The 16,017-nt window shown below is 71.4% G+C and carries 15 protein-coding genes; 8 read left to right on the top strand and 7 right to left on the bottom strand.

Annotated features, from left to right (window positions below; genetic code table 11):
- Positions 1-15: 15 nt before the first annotated feature.
- The gene (locus ACWGST_RS05580) at positions 16-912 is read left to right on the top strand and encodes an alpha/beta fold hydrolase (protein WP_452045661.1); all 897 of its coding nucleotides are present in this window, start codon (positions 16-18) and stop codon (positions 910-912) included.
- Positions 909-2,006 (top strand): glycosyltransferase family 4 protein, encoded by a 1,098-nt coding sequence (locus ACWGST_RS05585; RefSeq protein ID WP_452045662.1) that lies wholly within the window; start codon positions 909-911, stop codon positions 2,004-2,006. The genes ACWGST_RS05580 and ACWGST_RS05585 overlap by 4 nt, the downstream gene beginning before the upstream one ends.
- A 27-nt stretch (positions 2,007-2,033) precedes the next feature.
- Here ACWGST_RS05585 and ACWGST_RS05590 read toward each other — a convergent pair whose 3' ends face one another.
- Together ACWGST_RS05590 and ACWGST_RS05595 are read right to left on the bottom strand one after the other, a co-directional pair.
- A complete protein-coding gene (locus tag ACWGST_RS05590; protein WP_452045663.1) occupies positions 2,034-2,654 on the bottom strand; it encodes a histidine phosphatase family protein in 621 nt (206 codons plus the stop codon).
- A 51-nt stretch (positions 2,655-2,705) separates the two neighbouring features.
- Positions 2,706-3,566: an NAD-dependent protein deacetylase gene (locus ACWGST_RS05595; protein ID WP_452045664.1), complete on the bottom strand. Its 861-nt coding sequence runs from the start codon at positions 3,564-3,566 to the stop codon at positions 2,706-2,708.
- Between the two features lie 78 nt (positions 3,567-3,644).
- On the opposite strand from ACWGST_RS05595, the gene ACWGST_RS05600 reads away from it, so the two are divergent.
- Both ACWGST_RS05600 and ACWGST_RS05605 read left to right on the top strand, forming a co-directional pair.
- A complete protein-coding gene (locus tag ACWGST_RS05600) occupies positions 3,645-4,463 on the top strand; it encodes a TrmH family RNA methyltransferase (RefSeq protein ID WP_452045665.1) in 819 nt (272 codons plus the stop codon).
- The gene (locus ACWGST_RS05605) at positions 4,460-5,755 is read left to right on the top strand and encodes a D-alanyl-D-alanine carboxypeptidase family protein (protein WP_452045666.1); all 1,296 of its coding nucleotides are present in this window, start codon (positions 4,460-4,462) and stop codon (positions 5,753-5,755) included. Before ACWGST_RS05600 ends, ACWGST_RS05605 begins: the two co-directional genes overlap by 4 nt.
- Positions 5,756-5,816: 61 nt before the next feature.
- On the opposite strand, the gene ACWGST_RS05610 is transcribed toward ACWGST_RS05605, so the two are convergent.
- A complete protein-coding gene (locus tag ACWGST_RS05610) occupies positions 5,817-6,611 on the bottom strand; it encodes an SGNH/GDSL hydrolase family protein (RefSeq protein WP_452045667.1) in 795 nt (264 codons plus the stop codon).
- Positions 6,612-6,682: 71 nt separating this feature from the next.
- On the opposite strand from ACWGST_RS05610, the gene ACWGST_RS05615 reads away from it, so the two are divergent.
- The gene (locus ACWGST_RS05615) at positions 6,683-8,482 is read left to right on the top strand and encodes a DEAD/DEAH box helicase (protein ID WP_452045668.1); all 1,800 of its coding nucleotides are present in this window, start codon (positions 6,683-6,685) and stop codon (positions 8,480-8,482) included.
- Positions 8,483-8,548: 66 nt separating this feature from the next.
- Entirely contained in the window at positions 8,549-9,931 is a 1,383-nt protein-coding gene (locus ACWGST_RS05620) for an MFS transporter (RefSeq protein ID WP_452045669.1), read from the top strand.
- A gap of 38 nt (positions 9,932-9,969) precedes the next feature.
- Here ACWGST_RS05620 and ACWGST_RS05625 read toward each other — a convergent pair whose 3' ends face one another.
- Together ACWGST_RS05625 and ACWGST_RS05630 are read right to left on the bottom strand one after the other, a co-directional pair.
- Positions 9,970-10,542 carry a class I SAM-dependent methyltransferase gene (locus ACWGST_RS05625; protein ID WP_452045670.1) on the bottom strand — a complete coding sequence of 191 codons (573 nt, stop codon included), beginning with the start codon at positions 10,540-10,542 and terminating at the stop codon, positions 9,970-9,972.
- 152 nt (positions 10,543-10,694) lie between these two features.
- The gene (locus ACWGST_RS05630) at positions 10,695-11,930 is read right to left on the bottom strand and encodes a trans-sulfuration enzyme family protein (RefSeq protein ID WP_452045671.1); all 1,236 of its coding nucleotides are present in this window, start codon (positions 11,928-11,930) and stop codon (positions 10,695-10,697) included.
- Between the two features lie 109 nt (positions 11,931-12,039).
- Here ACWGST_RS05630 and ACWGST_RS05635 point away from each other — a divergent pair, with 109 nt between their 5' ends.
- Together ACWGST_RS05635 and ACWGST_RS05640 are read left to right on the top strand one after the other, a co-directional pair.
- Positions 12,040-12,516: an Lrp/AsnC family transcriptional regulator gene (locus ACWGST_RS05635; protein ID WP_452045672.1), complete on the top strand. Its 477-nt coding sequence runs from the start codon at positions 12,040-12,042 to the stop codon at positions 12,514-12,516.
- Positions 12,517-12,672: 156 nt separating this feature from the next.
- The gene (locus ACWGST_RS05640; RefSeq protein WP_452045673.1) at positions 12,673-13,767 is read left to right on the top strand and encodes a VIT1/CCC1 transporter family protein; all 1,095 of its coding nucleotides are present in this window, start codon (positions 12,673-12,675) and stop codon (positions 13,765-13,767) included.
- Between the two features lie 26 nt (positions 13,768-13,793).
- On the opposite strand, the gene ACWGST_RS05645 is transcribed toward ACWGST_RS05640, so the two are convergent.
- Together ACWGST_RS05645 and ACWGST_RS05650 are read right to left on the bottom strand one after the other, a co-directional pair.
- Complete coding sequence (locus ACWGST_RS05645; protein ID WP_452045674.1) at positions 13,794-14,672, bottom strand: DUF3097 domain-containing protein; 879 nt, start codon at positions 14,670-14,672, stop codon at positions 13,794-13,796.
- A gap of 141 nt (positions 14,673-14,813) precedes the next feature.
- Positions 14,814-15,992 carry an MFS transporter gene (locus tag ACWGST_RS05650; RefSeq protein ID WP_452045675.1) on the bottom strand — a complete coding sequence of 393 codons (1,179 nt, stop codon included), beginning with the start codon at positions 15,990-15,992 and terminating at the stop codon, positions 14,814-14,816.
- Positions 15,993-16,017 lie beyond the last annotated feature (25 nt).

Here is a 16,017-nt window from a genome sequence, read left to right on the forward strand (position 1 = left end):
CGCCATAGAATGGCAGTGATGGTCACCTCCCCCTACGCCGAGCAGCTCGCTCGCATCCCCGTGCGAGCGCACCGCGTCGACGTCGACGGCACCGAGACGGCCTGGTGGGAGTACGGCGAGGCGGATGCCCCGGTGCTCGTGCTCGTGCACGGCTTCCGCGGCGACCACCACGGCCTCGAACCCGTCGTCGCCCAACTGCCGGGCTTCCGCATCATCTCGCCCGACCTGCCGGGGTTCGGTGAATCGGCGACCTTCGAAGGCCGCCCCCACGACATCGAAGCGTACGCCGACTGGCTCGGCGCCTTCATCGACGCCGTCGGCATCACCGGGCCGTACGCCCTGCTCGGCCACTCGTTCGGCTCGATCATCTCGTCGGCGGCGGTCGCGGGCGGCCTCGCTCCCGAGCGCCTCGTACTCGTCAACCCGATCGGTGCACCGGCCCTCGAGGGTCCGCGCGGCATCATGACCCGGCTCGCGGTGTTCTACTACCGCACCGCCGCTGCGCTGCCCGAGCGCGCCGGGTTCGCGTTGCTGCGCAACGGCGCCGTCGTGCGCATCATGAGCGTGACGATGGCCAAGACCCGGTCGAAGTCGCTGCGCCGCTTCATCCACGACCAGCACGACCGGTACTTCTCGGCGTTCGGCGACCGCGACGCCGTGCTCGAGGCGTTCCAGGCCTCCGTCGGCAACGACGTGAGCCAGTTCGCCGCCGACATCCCGGTGCCGACGCTCCTCGTCGCCGCCGAGCGCGACGATGTCACGCCGCTTGCGGCGCAGCACCGGCTCGTCACGCTCTTCCCCGACGCGACCCTCGAGGTGATCCCCGAGGTCGGCCACCTCATCCACTACGAGACGCCCGGTGACGCGGCCGCACGCATCCTGACGTTCCTCGGCGCCGGGGCCCGAGCGTGAGGGTCATCGTCGACTGCCGCTACACCCGCATCGGGCAGCACGACGGCATCAGCCGCTTCACGGCGGGCATCGTGACCGAGCTCGGCAAGCGGCATCCGCTCACCATGCTGGTCAGCGACCACCGCCAGCTCGACATGCTGCCCGAACTGCCCTGGCAGCTCGTGAGCTCGCCCACGTCGATCCGCGAGCCGTTCGTCGCCCTGCAGGTCAAGAAGCTGCGCCCCGACGTCGTCTTCACGCCCATGCAGACGATGGGTTCGTGGGGGCGCGACTACAAGCTGCTGCTCACCCTGCACGACCTGATCTACTACGAGAACCGCACGCCGCCGCGCGACCTGCCCGCGCCGGTGCGGCTGCTCTGGCGGCTCTACCACCTCGCCTGGTGGCCGCAGCGCCTGCTGCTGAACCGCGCCGACCAGGTCGTGACGGTCTCGGAGACCACGGCGGGGCTCATCCACGAGCGCCACCTGACCGATCGGCCCGTCACGGTCGTGCCGAACGCCGCCGACGATCTCGGCGCGCCGGTCCTGCCGCGCACGCGGCCCGAGGGGCATCGGCTCGTCTACATGGGCTCCTACATGCCCTACAAGAACGTCGACACCCTCGTGCGCGCCGTCGCGGCGCTGCCGGCCTACGAGCTGCACCTGCTCAGCCGCATCGGTGCCGACGAGCGGGCGCGTCTGACCCGTCTGGCACCGCAGGCCCGGCTCGTCTTCCATGACGGCGTGACGGATGCCGCGTACGCCGAGCTGCTCTCGAACGCGACCGCGCTCGTGCACGCGTCCAAGGCCGAGGGCTTCGGCATCCCGCTCGTCGAGGCGATGCGCCTCGGCACGCCCGTGGTGGTCAGCGACATCCCGATCTTCCGTGAGATCGGCGGTGACGCCGCCGTCTACTTCGACCCCGAGAATCCCGAGTCGCTCGTCGCCGCCCTCTGGTCGCTCGAACGCGAGGGGGAGTGGGAGCGGCGCTCCGAGGCATCCGTCGTCGTCGCCGCCCGATACAACTGGGCCGCGTCGGCCGATCGCCTGCTCGCGCTCATGCGGTCGACGGTCGAGGGCAGCCGGCGTCGTCGGCGCCGTCGCGCAGGCTGAGGCTCGCGACGCGTCGGCTGAGGCCCGCTACGCGTCGGTGCCGGTGAGGGCCTCGGGCTCGACGAGGCGGAGTTCGCCGGCTTCGACACGCACGAGGTGCACCGAGCCGTTCGCGATCGTGGAGCCGGCGCGCGGCAGCGTCCAGCCGCTGAGGTGCAGCAGGAGCGAGTGGATCACCCCGCCGTGCGAGACGACGACGACCGCCTCGCCAGGGTGGGTCTCGGCGATCTCGACGAGCGCGGCGGTCGCGCGTGCGATCACGGTCGAGCGCGGCTCGAGTCCCTCGATGGTCGAGGCCTGCGCTTCGAGCGCGGCGCGACCCGCGTGGTCGAGACCCTCGAGCACGCCGTGGCTGCGCTCGGCGAGACCGGCGACGAGCGGGGGCTCGGGCAGCTCGAGCGCTCCGGCGATGATCTGCGCGGTCTCGGCCGCACGCGAGAGCGTCGATCCGTAGACGGCGCCCCAGCGCGGCGAATCGCCCGCGAGCCGCTCGGCGGTCTGCGCGGCCTGCCGGCGCCCGGTGTCGTTCAAGGGGATGTCGGTCATGCCCTGGATCCGCTTCCGGCGGTTCCACTCGGTCTCGCCGTGTCGCACGAGTGCGATCAGCACCGAGTCGGGGCGAGGGGCGTCGGTCGCGGCATCCGTCATGCCGTCAACTCTCGCAGAGCGACCGTGGCCGTCGCCAATCGAGGCGACCGGTCACGAATCGAGCGCGGCGGCGATCGCGACGAGCGTCTCGCTCGCGCCCGCATCGATCTTGACCGCGGCGCGGCCATCGCCCTTCGTGACGCCGCGATTGACGACGACGATCGGCAGTCGCGACCGTCGCGCCTGCTCGATGAGCCGCATGCCCGAGTTCACGACGAGCGACGAGCCGGCCACGAGCAGCACGTCGGCGGCCCGCACGAGCGAGGCCGCGGCCTGGAATCGGTCGGTCGGCACGAACTCGCCGAAGAACACCACATCGGGCTTCAGGATGCCGCCGCACACGGTGCACGCCGGAACCACCATCGCGTCGACGTCGTCGACCTCGACATCGCCGTCGGGCGCCGGCCTGATCGCGGTCTCGAGATCGATCTCGGGGTTCAGCGCCTCGAGCCGAGCGGCCATCGCCTGCCTGGCGTAGTGCTGGCCGCACGTGAGGCACAGCACCCGGTCCATGCTGCCGTGAAGTTCGATGACGTGCCGGCTGCCGGCGCGGCGGTGCAGGCCGTCGACGTTCTGCGTGACGACGCCGCTGACGATGCCGCGCGCCTCGAGCTCGGCGAGAGCGAGGTGGCCGCGATTCGGCACCGCGTTGCTGAAGTTGCGCCAGCCGAGATGGCTGCCCGCCCAGTACCGTTTGCGTGCGCGTTCCGAACCGAGGAAGGTCTGCACGGTCATCGGCGTGCGCACCGGCGCACCCTCGCCGCGATAGTCGGGGATGCCGGAATCGGTGCTGACCCCCGCCCCCGTGAGCACCGCGACACGTGCGCCGCGGAGCAGTTCGACGGCCTCGGCGAGCTGCGGCTCGGCCAGGTGCGTCTCGGCAAGGGGCTCGGTGGTCACACGTGCTCCCATCTGTGTTGTTGCCGAGTCTAGACGCGTTCGTTTTCCGGAATGTTTCGGGCACTGGCAGTCTGGAGGGTGAGGAGACTGATGCACATCGAACGAGTCCGCGACGCGGCATCCGATGCGGTGGCCGACTACGCGCGGCTCACCGACGTCGCGCTGCGCAGCGCCCACGAGCCCGAACAGGGTCTCTACATCGCCGAGTCGGCCAAGGTCATCCGCCGTGCGATCGGCGCCGGCCACCGCCCCCGCTCGGTGCTCATGGAGGAGAAGTGGCTCGCGGGGCTCGAGCCGGTGCTCGCACCCTTCGACATCCCCGTGCACCTCGCCGACCCCGACCAGCTCGAGGCGATCACCGGGTATCGCGTGCACCGCGGCGCCCTCGCGGCATTCGAGCGGCCCGTGCTCGCCGACCCCGCCGAGCTGCTCGCAGGAGCGCGCCGCGTCGTCGTGCTCGAAGACATCGTCGACCACACGAACGTCGGGGCCATCTTCCGCAGCGTCGCGGCCCTCGGCGCCGACGCCGTACTCGTGAGCCCCCGCTGCGCCGACCCGCTCTACCGGCGCAGCGTGCGTGTGAGCATGGGCACGGTCTTCCAGGTGCCGTGGACCCGGCTGCCGGAATGGCCTGAGGCGGCACGGATGCTTCGCGCCCACGGGTTCACGATCGCCGCGCTCGCCCTCGCCGACGACGCCGTCTCGCTGCCCGACCTGGCCGCCGACGCACCCGAACGCCTCGCGCTCGTGTTCGGCGCCGAGGGCGACGGGCTCAGCCGGGTCGCGCTCGACGCCGCCGACGCCGTCGTCACGATCCCCATGCGGCACGGCGTCGACTCGCTCAACGTCGCGGCTGCGGCCGCGGTCGTGCTCTACGCGGTCGCACTCGACGACGGGGCGGCGTCGTGACCGCGGTGACGGTCGAGGCCGATGCCGCTGCTGCGGCCGAGGAAGCAGCTGCAGCCGCGAAGGCCGCGAGGGCGAGCGTCTACCGACGCCGACGCATCGTCGTCTTCAGCGCGCTCGCGGTCGTCATCGCGCTCATCACAGTCGGCGGCGTCTACACGGCCGACGCGCTCGGCGCGGCCGTGCCCGCGGCGGCTCCGCACGTCACCGACCCCGAGCCGGTCGCCGCGGCGCCGCAACCGCTCGCGCTGCCCGGATTCGGGAGCTACGCCGTCGGCGCAGTCGGGTTCGACGGGCTCATGGCCGCCGGCAACGAGGCGGCCCCGATGGCGATGGCGAGCATCACGAAGGTCATCACTGCGATGACAGTGCTCGCCGACCACCCCATCCCGGCCGGCGAGGCCGGCCCCGACATCGCCTACACCGATGCCGATGTCGACATCTACTGGGACATGGTCGCCCAGAACGGCTCGGTCGCCCCCGTCGAGGCCGGCGCGACGCTGAGCCTGAAAGAGAGCCTCGAGGCGCTGCTGATCCCGTCGGGCAACAACTACGGCATCTCGATCGCGAATTGGGCGTACGGCTCCGAGGGCGCACTCGTCGAGAAGGCGAACGCCTGGCTCGCCGCCAACGGGCTCGTGAACACGCACGTCGTCGACTCGAGCGGCATCTCCGACGACAACGTCGGCACCGCCTCCGACATGGTGCTGCTCGGTGAGATCGCGCTCCGCGACCCCACGGTCGCGGCGATCGCCGCGTCGAAGAGCGTCGAGATCCCCGAGCTCGGCACCCTCGAGAACTCGAACAAGCTGCTCGGCACGCACGGCGTCGACGGCATGAAGACCGGCACGACCGACGATGCGGCGAACCTGCTCTTCACCGCCGACTACGCCGTGGGCGCGTCGACCGTGACGGTCGTCGGCGTGCTGCTCGGCGGCGACACCCACGCCGTGCTCGACGAGGCGATCGCGGCGCTGCTCGACTCCGTCGCGCCCGGCTTCCACGAGGTGGTGCCGCTCGAGGCCAACCAGGTGCTCGCCGAGTACTCGACGCCGTGGGGCGAGACCGCACGGGCGCGCACCGCCGACGGCGCCGCACTCGTCGTCTGGAGCGACACGCCCGTCGACGTCGAGGTGCAGGCCGAGCCCGTGACGCTCGCCGAGCGCGGCGAGCAGGTCGGCACCGCGGTCGTGCGCGCGGGCTCGCACGAGATCAGCGTGCCGCTCGTGCTCGACGCCTCGATCGAAGACCCCGGCGCGTGGTGGCGCCTGTCGAACCCGGGCGCGCTCGGCTGAACGCACCGACCGCTCAGCACGGGCCACGCAGCGTCAGCCCGGTTCGGTACCCGCCCCGGGTCTACCCGGCGTCTTCGGGTGACGCGTACGGCGCGGCATCCGGTCGCTTCGCACTGATCAGATCGCCCGACGACTGGTGACGGATCCGCCGCACCACCCACGGAACGAGGTATTCGCGCGCCCACGACAGGTCGTCGACCCGCGCCTGACGCCACGTGCTCGACGGCAGCGGCTCAGGGCGCAGCGGTTCGAGGGCATTCTCGACGTTCAGGGCGTCGAGCACCATGCGCGCGACCGTGTGGTGGCCGAGCGAGTTCAGGTGCAGCCGGTCGGGCGCCCACATGCGCTGGTCTTGAATCGCGGTGAGCGCCCACTGGTCGGCGACGATGCAGTCGTATTTCGCGGCGATCGTGCGCAGGTTCTCGTTGTAGATCGCGACCTTGCCGCGGATGCCGCGGAACACGGGGGAGAAGCCGACGTCGACGCCCGTGAAGATGACGATCGTCGCGTGATCGCGCGAGAGCCGCTCGATCGCATACTCGAAACGCGCCGCGATCTCGTCGGGGTCGGTGCGCGGGCGGATCACGTCGTTGCCGCCGGCGGAGATCGTGATGAGATCGGGGCGCAGCGCAAGCGCCGGCTCGATCTGCTCGTCGACGATCTGCTGGATGAGCTTGCCGCGCACGGCGAGATTGGCGTACGCGAAGTCGTCGGTGCCCTGCGCGAGCACCTCGGCGACGCGGTCGGCCCAACCGCGGTGGCCGCCGGGCGCGTTCGGTTCGGGGTCGCCGATGCCTTCGGTGAACGAGTCGCCGAGGGCGACGTAGCGCGACCAGGGATGCTGCTGCGAGACCATCCCTCCATCATGCCAACTCCGCCGGGTCGTCGGTTCGGGGATGTCGGACCCCTCCGCTACGCTCTGATCCAGTGAGTACTGCGATCCCGTTCGGCCCCCAACCGGGCACGTCTGCCGCCGAGCATCTCTCACCTTCCTTCCCCGAGCGCGCCGCGTGGGGCACCGCCTCGAAACTGCGCGCCTGGCAGGCCGAGGCCCTCGAGCAGTACCTCGCCGAACTGCCGCGCGACTTCCTCGCCGCAGCGACGCCGGGCGCCGGCAAGACGACGTTCGCCCTGCGTCTCGCGGCCGAGTTGCGGGCGCGGCGCATCATCGACCGCATCACGGTCGTCGCCCCGACCGACCACTTGAAACGGCAGTGGGCCGATGCCGCCGCCCGCGCCGGCATCCGGCTCGACCCCGACTTCCGCAACGCCCACGGCCGCAGCTCCCGCCACTACCACGGGGTCGCCGTCACCTACGCCCAGGTCGCCATGCGGCCCGGCCTTCACCGCGAGGTGACGATGTCGGGCAAGACCCTCGTCATCCTCGACGAGGTGCACCACGGCGGCGACGCGCTCTCGTGGGGCGACGCGATCCGCGAGGCGTTCGAACGCGCCGAGAAGCGGCTCTCGTTGACCGGCACCCCGTTCCGCTCCGACACGGCCCCCATTCCGTTCGTCGACTACGTGCCCGACGCCCAAGGCGTGCGCCTCTCGAGGTCCGACTACAACTACGGCTACGGCCGCGCCCTCGCCGACGGCGTCGTGCGTCCGGTGCTCTTCATGGTCTACGCGGGCCACATGCGCTGGCGCACGAAGGCCGGCGACGAGATGGAGGCGCGGCTCGGCGAAGACAACACGAAAGACATCACCTCCTCGGCGTGGCGCACGGCGCTCGAGCCGAGCGGCGAGTGGATCCCCGCGGTGCTCGCCGCCGCCGACCGGCGCCTGACCGAGGTTAGGCACGGCATCCCCGACGCCGGCGGGCTCGTGATCGCGACCGACCAGACCGTCGCCCGCGCCTACGCGCAGATCCTCGAGCAGATCAGCGGCGAGAAGGTCACCATCGTGCTGTCCGACGAGAAAGAGGCGAGCTCGCGCATCGAGGAGTTCTCGGCGAACACGACACGGTGGATGGTCGCGGTGCGAATGGTCTCCGAGGGCGTCGACGTGCCGCGGCTCGCGGTCGGCGTCTACGCCACGAGCGCCTCGACTCCGCTCTTCTTCGCCCAGGCGATCGGCCGCTTCGTGCGAGCCCGTCGGCGCGGCGAGACGGCCTCGGTGTTCCTGCCGAACGTGCCCGGGCTCATGGCCCTCGCCGCGCAGCTCGAACTCGAGCGCGACCACGCCCTCGACCGCCGCGGGGGCGACGCCGACGATGACGGACTCGACGACAGCCTGCTCGAGTCGGCCAATCGTGAAGAGCGCGCCTCAGATGCAGAGCTGGGGCTCGGCACCTGGGAGGCGATCGGGTCGGATGCCTCGTTCGACCGCGTGCTCTACGACGGCACCGAGTTCGGCACCCTCGCCGAACCCGGCAGCGATGAAGAGTTCGACTTCATCGGCATCCCCGGCATTCTCGAGCCCGAGCAGGTCTCAGAGCTGCTTCGGCATCGTCAGGCCCGTCAGGCCAGACGTGCGGGGGAGCGGCGCAAGCACGTCGTCGCCGACGAGAACCCCGAGCCGGTCGCCCTCTTCCGCACCCTGAAAGAGCAGCGCTCGCTGCTCAACAGCCTCGTGGGCCTGTGGGCGCGGCACACCGGCGAGGCGCACTCGCTCGTGCACGGCGAGCTGCGCCGCGTCTGCGGCGGGCCGCCGGTCGCGCAGGCCACGGTGACGCAATTGCAGGCGCGCATCGAATTCCTGCGCAGACGGCTCGCCAACCGCTGACGGGCGGGGAGACGCTGAGTGGATGCCTCGGCTCGCGACATCCCGAGCGGGGCTAGCATGACCGGTATGGACCGTCGATCGCGGGTGCTCGTCGTCGCCATCGTCGTGTCGTTCATCGCATTTCTCGACGGTGCGGTCATCAATGTCGCGCTGCCCGCGATCGAGGCGGAGCTCGGCGGCGGACTCGCCCTGCAGCAGTGGGCGGTCGACGCCTACCTGCTGACGCTCGGCTCGCTCATCCTGATCGCAGGCTCGCTCTCCGACTCGTACGGTCGGCTCCGCATCATCCGCATCGGGCTCTACGGCTTCGCCGTCACCTCGGCGATCTGCGCGCTCGCGCCCGACGGCCTCGTCTTCGTCATCGGCCGTGCGCTGCAGGGTGCGGCGGGGGCCCTCCTCGTGCCGAGCTCGCTCGCCCTCATCATCGCCACGTTCCCCTCGGCGGCGCAGGGCAAGGCGATCGGTCGATGGACGGCGTGGACGACGGCGGCGTTCCTCGTCGGCCCGCTCCTCGGCGGCGCACTCGTCGACCTCGCCTCGTGGCGCCTCGTGTTCTGGATCAATCTCGCCCCGATCGCGTTCGCCCTCGTATTCATGCACGCCCTCGGCCGCGACGAACCGAGCCCGGCGAGGGAGCGCATCGATTGGGTCGGTGCGGTGCTCGGTATCGTCGGCCTCGGTGGCACGGTCTTCGCGCTCATCGAACAGGGGCGATACGGCTGGAGTTCGCCCGTGGTCTTCGTGCCGCTCCTCGTCGGCGTCGCGGCACTCGCGGTGTTCCTCTGGTGGGAGCGCCGGACGCCCCAGCCGATGCTTCCGCTCAGCCTCTTCAGCGCACGCAACTTCGCCGCCGGCAACCTCGCCACCTTCTTCATCTACGCCGCGTTCTCGCTCGGGCCGTTCGCGATCACGATCTTCCTGCAGGAGTTCGCCGGGTTCTCGGCGACGCTCGCCGGGCTCGCGATGCTGCCGCCGACGATCATGCTGGTGCTGCTCGGCTCGTGGTTCGGCGGCCTCTCGTCGCGCTTCGGCCCGCGCATCTTCATGACGTTCGGCCCGATCACGGTCGCGATCGGGTACTTGCTCGTGCTGACCGTGACCGACGATGTGAACTACTGGGCGCAGCTGCTGCCCGGCATCATCGTGATGGGGCTCGGCATGGCGATGACGGTGGCGCCGCTGACCGCCGCGATCCTCGGGGCGGTCGACCCCGCCAGGGCGGGCATCGGTTCGGCCGTCAACAACGCGGTTGCGCGCATCGCGGGGCTCGTCGCGATCGCCTCGCTCGGGGTCATCGTGGGTGCCCAGCTCGACATCGACGGGCTTCGCCGCGCCGCGATCGCGACGTCCGTCTTCCTCCTCGTCGGCGGGCTCGTCTCGTGGATCGGCATCAGAAACCCGGTGCACGCCGCAGCGACGGCATCGTCACGCGAGCCCGCGCGCGACTGAAGGCGGCGGTGCGGCGCTCATCGGGCGCGATCGGCGCGTCAGGCGATGCGCGCCCGAACAGCCCAGGCCCGGGTCGACAGCACGATCGAGCCGTCGCGCCGCACCGGCAGCCGTTCGCGAAGTCGCTCGCGCAGTGCCGACCGGTGCGTCTCGTCGAGGGTCGCGAGGTATGACGGAGCCGACCCCTGCCCGCCGAGGACCGGCAGCCAGTAGTCGTCGAAGTCGACGAATTCCGCCTGAGAATCGATGGCCAGGGTTTCGGCCGCACCGCCCGTGGCCAGCGAGAAGAGCTCGGCGAGTCGCTCGGGCCGGCAGAGCGGAAACCGCACGGACTCGTCGAGGCCACCGGCATCCGGTGTGATCTCGGACTCGGCCTGCCAGAACTCGCGGATCACCTGCATGCGCCCGCCGTAGTCCCAGACGTACGCGGCGACGACTCCGCCGGGCGCGGTGACCCGCACCATCTCGTCGAGGGCCGCGGCGGCGTCGGGCACGAAATTGAGCACGAGGCCCGAGACGACGGCATCGACCGAGGCATCCGCCATCGGCAGGTGCCCGGCATCGCCCGCACGGAACTCGGCGTCGCCGTGGTGCCAATTGTCGTCGACCATGCTCCCGTTCTACGCGCCCCGGCGAGCACGATGCAAGTGCGGGGGAGCGACCGATCCGGCCTCGATCTCCAGGCGTGTCACGGCGAAGGAGGTCGCCGGTGCAGGATCGCGTGTTTCGGCCCCGCCGCCCTGCGCTCGGCCCCGCCGCCCCCTCAGCCGGCGTCGACCGGAATCGATGCGTTCGCGTCGGTGCGGTCGAGACCGCCCAGTTCGGCGGCCGCATCGAGCGCCTGCATCAGGTCGCTCGTGAGATCGTCGACGTGCTCGAGCCCGATCGCGAGGCGCACGATGCCGGCACCCGGCTTCGCTTCGCCGGCCACTGGCCGGTGGGTCAGCGACGCCGGGTGCTGCACGAGCGAGTCGACCCCGCCGAGCGAGACGGCGTGGGTGATGAGTTCGCACGACTCCGTGAACCGCGCAGCGGCAGCGTATCCGCCGACGAGGTCGATCGCGATGATCGAGCCCGGCCCCTCGAGCTGACGACCGAGCAGCCCCGACGGATCCTGCCCGGGCAGCCCGGGATAGTGCACGGCCGCCACGGCCGGGTGCTCGAGCAGGCGCTCGGCGAGCACCGCCGCGGTCGCCTGTTGCGCCCGCACGCGCAGCGGCAGCGTGCGCAGGCCGCGGTGCAGCAGGTACGCGGCCATGGGGTGCAGCAGCCCGCCCGTGAGCGCGCGAACCTGGCGCAGCCGTTCGACCCAGGCGCGGTCGGCGGCGACGACGCCGCCCATCACGTCGCCGTGTCCGCCGAGGTACTTCGTGGCGCTGTGCAGCACGAGGGTCGCACCGTGTTCGACCGGGCGCTGCAGTACGGGAGTCGCGAAGGTGTTGTCGACGAGCACGGGCACGTCACCCGCGGCATCCGCCACCGCTCTGATGTCGAGCAGCTCGAGCGTGGGATTCGCGGGCGTCTCGATGACGACGAGCCCCGTCTCGGGTCTGATGGCGCCGGCGATGCCCGCGGCGTCCGTCCAGGTCACCTCGGTGCCGAGCAGACCGCTCGCGAGCACGTGGTCGGTGCCACCGTAGAGCGGGCGCACCGCGACGACATGGGGCTTGCCCGCGGATGCCGTGGCGATGAGCGTCGCGGCGAGCGCCGCCATGCCGCTCGCGAACGCGACGGCGCCTTCGGTGCCCTCGAGGCCTGCGAGCGACTCCTCGAATCGTGCGACCCCGGGCTGCCAGAGCCGCTGGTACACCGCCGAGCGGCCGTCGCCGAGGTCGTGACCGGTCGCGAGCTCCTCGTAGGAGGCGCCGCCGGTCTCGACGTCGCCGAGCGGGTTCGTGGTGGAGAAGTCGATGACGGGCACATGGGATCCGCTCTCTCGAACGCCCGCCATGCCGCCGTGGACGGCGCGGGTCTCGAGGTGCGACGACGATGTCTGCATGCCTCGAATCAAGCAGAATCTGTGACATTCGGCAAACGACCGTGAAGCTTCGATGCGATACGCTCTAAATCTCGAATGTTCTGCAGTATCGACCCCTGAGGAGCCCGCCGTGGCGCAGAAGCCCGAACTCGATCGCGTCGACCGGGCGCTGCTGCAGGCACTCTCGACCAACGCTCGCGCCTCGGGCGCGGCCCTCGCCGCCGAGGTCGGGGTGGCCGAGTCCACCGTGTCGCTCCGTCTGCGCCGCTTGCAGACCCTCGGCACGGTGAAGGGCTACCGGGTCGACGTCGACCTCGCCTCGCTCGGCGTCTCACTGCAGGCGCTCATCGCGATCCGACTCGTCAAGCACGACCGCAGCGAGATCGACGCGTTCCGGCAGGCGGTGCCGCACCTGCCTGGCGTTCTCGGCGTCTTCCACATGGCCGGCGCCGAAGACTACCTGATCCACGTCGCGGCGCGCGACGCCGAAGAGCTGCGGGAGTTCGTGCTCGCCTATCTCACGGGCCACCCCGCGGTCGCCCACACCGAGACGAACCTCATCTTCGAGCACGTCGACGGCGACGGTTGGAACAAACTCGTCGGCTGACGGTTCGGCGCTCCGAAAAGCTGCCAATCCCGCAGAACCGGGCCGCTCGGGCCACAGCTCCCGATAGCGTGTCTGAGGCTGCGTGAGCGGCCGCATGCGATGGCGCGGGAGGCTCGGGCCGCGGCGATCCGGGCGCCCGCGATGAACGGGAGCACGATGACCGACGACCAGCCGGCGAGCACCGCCGCCGACCGTGCGAGGTGGCGGCGCTACCTCGCCGACGAACGGGCCGAGGCCGCGGTCTACCGCGAGCTCGCGGCACGGCGCGACGGCGAGGAGCGCGACATTCTGCTCGCCCTCGCCGTAGCCGAGGGGCGCCACGAGGCCCACTGGCTCGCCCTCCTCGATGGCGACGACAGCGGGGTGCCCCGCGCCGACGTACGCACGCGGCTGCTCGGTGCGCTCGCACGCCGATTCGGTTCGATCTTCGTGCTCGCCCTCGCGCAGCGCGCCGAGGCCCGCTCCCCGTACGCGAGCGACCCCGACGCCACCGCGGCCATGGCGGCCGACGAGCGCATCCACGGCGAGGTCGTGCGCGGGCTCGCCTCGCGCGGTCGCCGCCGCCTCGCCGGCACCTTTCGGGCCGCGGTCTTCGGCGCCAACGACGGACTCGTCTCGAACCTCGCCCTCGTACTCGGCATCGGCGCGACCGGTGTGCCCGCGGCCGTCGTGCTCTTCACCGGCATCGCGGGTCTGCTCGCCGGCGCGCTCTCGATGGGCGCGGGGGAGTACGTCTCGGTGCGATCGCAGCGCGAACTGCTCGAGGCATCCGCCCCCGACCCGTCGGCACGCGAGGCGTTGCCCGACCTCGACATCGACGCCAACGAGCTCGCGCTCGTCTACCGGGCGCGCGGCATGGACGAGCAGGACGCCGTCGAACACGCCGCCCTCGTCGTCGCACGCGTGCACGCCGCCGAGCAGGTGCAGGCGCCGACCGATGCGCTCAATGTCGTCGAGCACGACGACGAGGCGGTCGGCACCGGCCTCTCGGCTGCGATTTCGAGCTTCTGCTTCTTCGCGTCGGGCGCGCTGATCCCCGTGCTGCCGTACCTGTTCGGCCTGACGGGCCTTCCGGCGATCCTGACGGCGACGGTGCTCGTGGGCATCGCACTGCTCGCGACCGGCGCGATCGTCGGCCTGCTCTCGGGCGCGTCACCGCTGAAGCGCGCGGTCCGCCAACTCGGCATCGGCCTCGGCGCTGCGGCGGTGACCTACCTGCTCGGCCTCGCCTTCGGCACCACGATCGGCTAGGAGCCGGCGTCGCGGTGGCGGCGGCGTCAGCCGGCGGGCGCCGTCACGAAGTCGATGAGCTCCTCGACCCGGCCGAGCAGAGCGGGCTCGAGGTCGCCGTAGCCGCGCACCCGCCCGAGGATGTGCTGCCACGCCCGGGCGATATCGGCCTGCTCGTCGTGCGGCCAGCCGAACGCGTCGCACACGCCGCGTTTCCACTCGATGCCCCGCGGAATGACAGGCCACGCCTCCTTGCCGAGGCGAGCCGGCTTCACGCCCTGCCAGATATCGATGAACGGATGTCCGACAACGAGCACGTTCGCCCCGTGCGGGCCGCGCATGACGGCGTCGGCGATGCGCTGCTCCTTCGAGCCGGGCACGAGGTGGTCGACGAGCACCCCGGCCTTGCGCCCCGGCCCCGGGCGGAACTCGGCCAGCACGTCGGCCAGCACGTCGACGCCCTCGAGGTACTCGACGACGACGCCCTCGATGCGCAGGTCGGCGCCCCAGACCTTCTCGACGAGTTCGGCGTCGTGGCGTCCCTCGACGAAGATGCGGCTCGGCAGAGCAACGCGTGCGGGCGCTGACTCCACGGCGAACGACCCCGAGGCTGTGCGCAATCGCCCGGTCGGCGCCTTCGGCTTCGGCGCGACGAGCTGCACCGCCGCGCCGTCGACGAGGAAGCCGTGCCCGAGCGGGAACATGCGCTTCGCACCGAAGCGGTCTTCGAGCACGACGATGTTCTTCTCGATGCCGATCACGGCACCGCAGAAGCCGTTGTCTGCGAGTTCGACGACGAGGTCGCGCTCGGCCTCGACCGTCGGAATCACCTTTCGCCCGCGCGCCTTCCAGTCGCCGGCGAGCACATCGGCGCCGTATCGGTCGTGAGGGTCATCGGAGAAGGATCCAGGGGGCGTTGCAGGCACCGATCGAGGCTAGCGGATGCCGCGGGGCGAGCCCGGCGTCGACACACGGCGTCACTGCGAACCGGGCCGCGGTCGGCCTGTCGAGAAGCGGTCGGCCTTTCGAAGGATGTGGCCGACCTCTCGAGCGAGTCGGCGACCTCGTCAGGACGCAACGACCCGAGCAGACTCGGCTCCGCGACGCCGGAGAGTGAACGTCCAGATCGCCCCGGCGACGGCGACGACCGCTCCGACGCCGAACGCCCACGGGATGCCGACCGCGTCGGCGACGAGGCCCAGCGCGATCGGTCCGATCCCGAGGCCCAGATCGATCGCCGCACTCGCGGTGCCCGATGCCACGCCGCGCTGCGACGGCGACGCCGTTGCGAAGATCGCGGCGAAGAAGGCCGGCGTACTGAATGCGACCCCCACCGCTACGACGCCTGCGCCGACGACGAGTCCTGCGGGCGACGGCCATGAGGCGACGAGCACGAGACCGAGACCGATCGTGACGAGCGCCGCGGCTCCGAGCGCGAGCGGCGGCAGCCGATCGGGAACCCGCGCGAAGGCGATGCGGCACACCACGACGACGCCGCCGTAGCTGAACAGCGCGAGGCTCGGGTTCTCGAGCCCCACCTGCACGGCGTGGAGTGAGGCGAAAGCCAGAAACCCGCCCATCGCGATGAGCGAGGCGAGGAAGCCGAGTGCGATCGGCAGAGCCGGACGGTGGATCAGCCGACGGTCGGGTTCTGCGGGCGCAGCGCCCTCCCTGGTCTCGCCCACGAGGAACGAGAGACCGGCCGCGAGCGCCGCGAGTGCTGCGCCGCCTGCCCAGGCGAACGGGTAGCCGCCGAGCGAGACGAGTGCCTGCCCGAGCGGCGGTCCGAGCGCGATGCCGAGGTAGAGTCCGAGCGAGTTGTACGACAGTGCCTCGCCGAGGCGCTCCTTGGGCGCGAGGTCGGCGAGCGCGGCGAACCCCGCCACGAAGAACGCAGCCTCGGCGACACCGGCGAGCAGCCGCAGGGCGATGACCGTGACGAGGTCGTCGGCCAGGGCGATCAGCCCGAGGCTCGTCGCGGCGATCAACGCGCCGCCCACGAGCAACGGGAGTCGCCCGACGTTGTCCGCGAGCCGTCCGGCGAGCGGCCGCAGGATGAGGGCCGTCAGGGCGAATGCGCCGAAGGCCAACCCCGCCCACGCCTCGTCGCCGCCGATCGGGCCGGTGACGTAGAGCGGAAGCGCGAAGATCGCGATGCCTGCAGCGGCGAAGTAGCAGAGCTCCGCGATCCCCAACGCGATGAACGCGCGCGAGAACAGGCGGTTCCGTGTCGGTCGACTGGTCATCTGCCGTCGCCTCGCGTCGAATGCC

Source organism: Agromyces sp. NPDC055520 (assembly GCF_053619715.1).

What these genes read in the sequence shown, in the direction of transcription:
- ACWGST_RS05630 (WP_452045671.1), bottom strand. Translation starts at nt 11,930, where the DNA reads ATGCAGACATCGTCGTCGCACCTCGAGACCCGCGCCGTCCACGGCGGC.
- ACWGST_RS05600 (WP_452045665.1), top strand. Translation starts at nt 3,645, where the DNA reads ATGCACATCGAACGAGTCCGCGACGCGGCATCCGATGCGGTGGCCGAC.
- ACWGST_RS05590 (WP_452045663.1), bottom strand. Translation starts at nt 2,654, where the DNA reads ATGACGGATGCCGCGACCGACGCCCCTCGCCCCGACTCGGTGCTGATC.
- ACWGST_RS05625 (WP_452045670.1), bottom strand. Translation starts at nt 10,542, where the DNA reads ATGGTCGACGACAATTGGCACCACGGCGACGCCGAGTTCCGTGCGGGC.
- ACWGST_RS05620 (WP_452045669.1), top strand. Translation starts at nt 8,549, where the DNA reads ATGGACCGTCGATCGCGGGTGCTCGTCGTCGCCATCGTCGTGTCGTTC.
- ACWGST_RS05650 (WP_452045675.1), bottom strand. Translation starts at nt 15,992, where the DNA reads ATGACCAGTCGACCGACACGGAACCGCCTGTTCTCGCGCGCGTTCATC.
- ACWGST_RS05595 (WP_452045664.1), bottom strand. Translation starts at nt 3,566, where the DNA reads ATGGGAGCACGTGTGACCACCGAGCCCCTTGCCGAGACGCACCTGGCC.
- ACWGST_RS05640 (WP_452045673.1), top strand. Translation starts at nt 12,673, where the DNA reads ATGACCGACGACCAGCCGGCGAGCACCGCCGCCGACCGTGCGAGGTGG.
- ACWGST_RS05610 (WP_452045667.1), bottom strand. Translation starts at nt 6,611, where the DNA reads ATGGTCTCGCAGCAGCATCCCTGGTCGCGCTACGTCGCCCTCGGCGAC.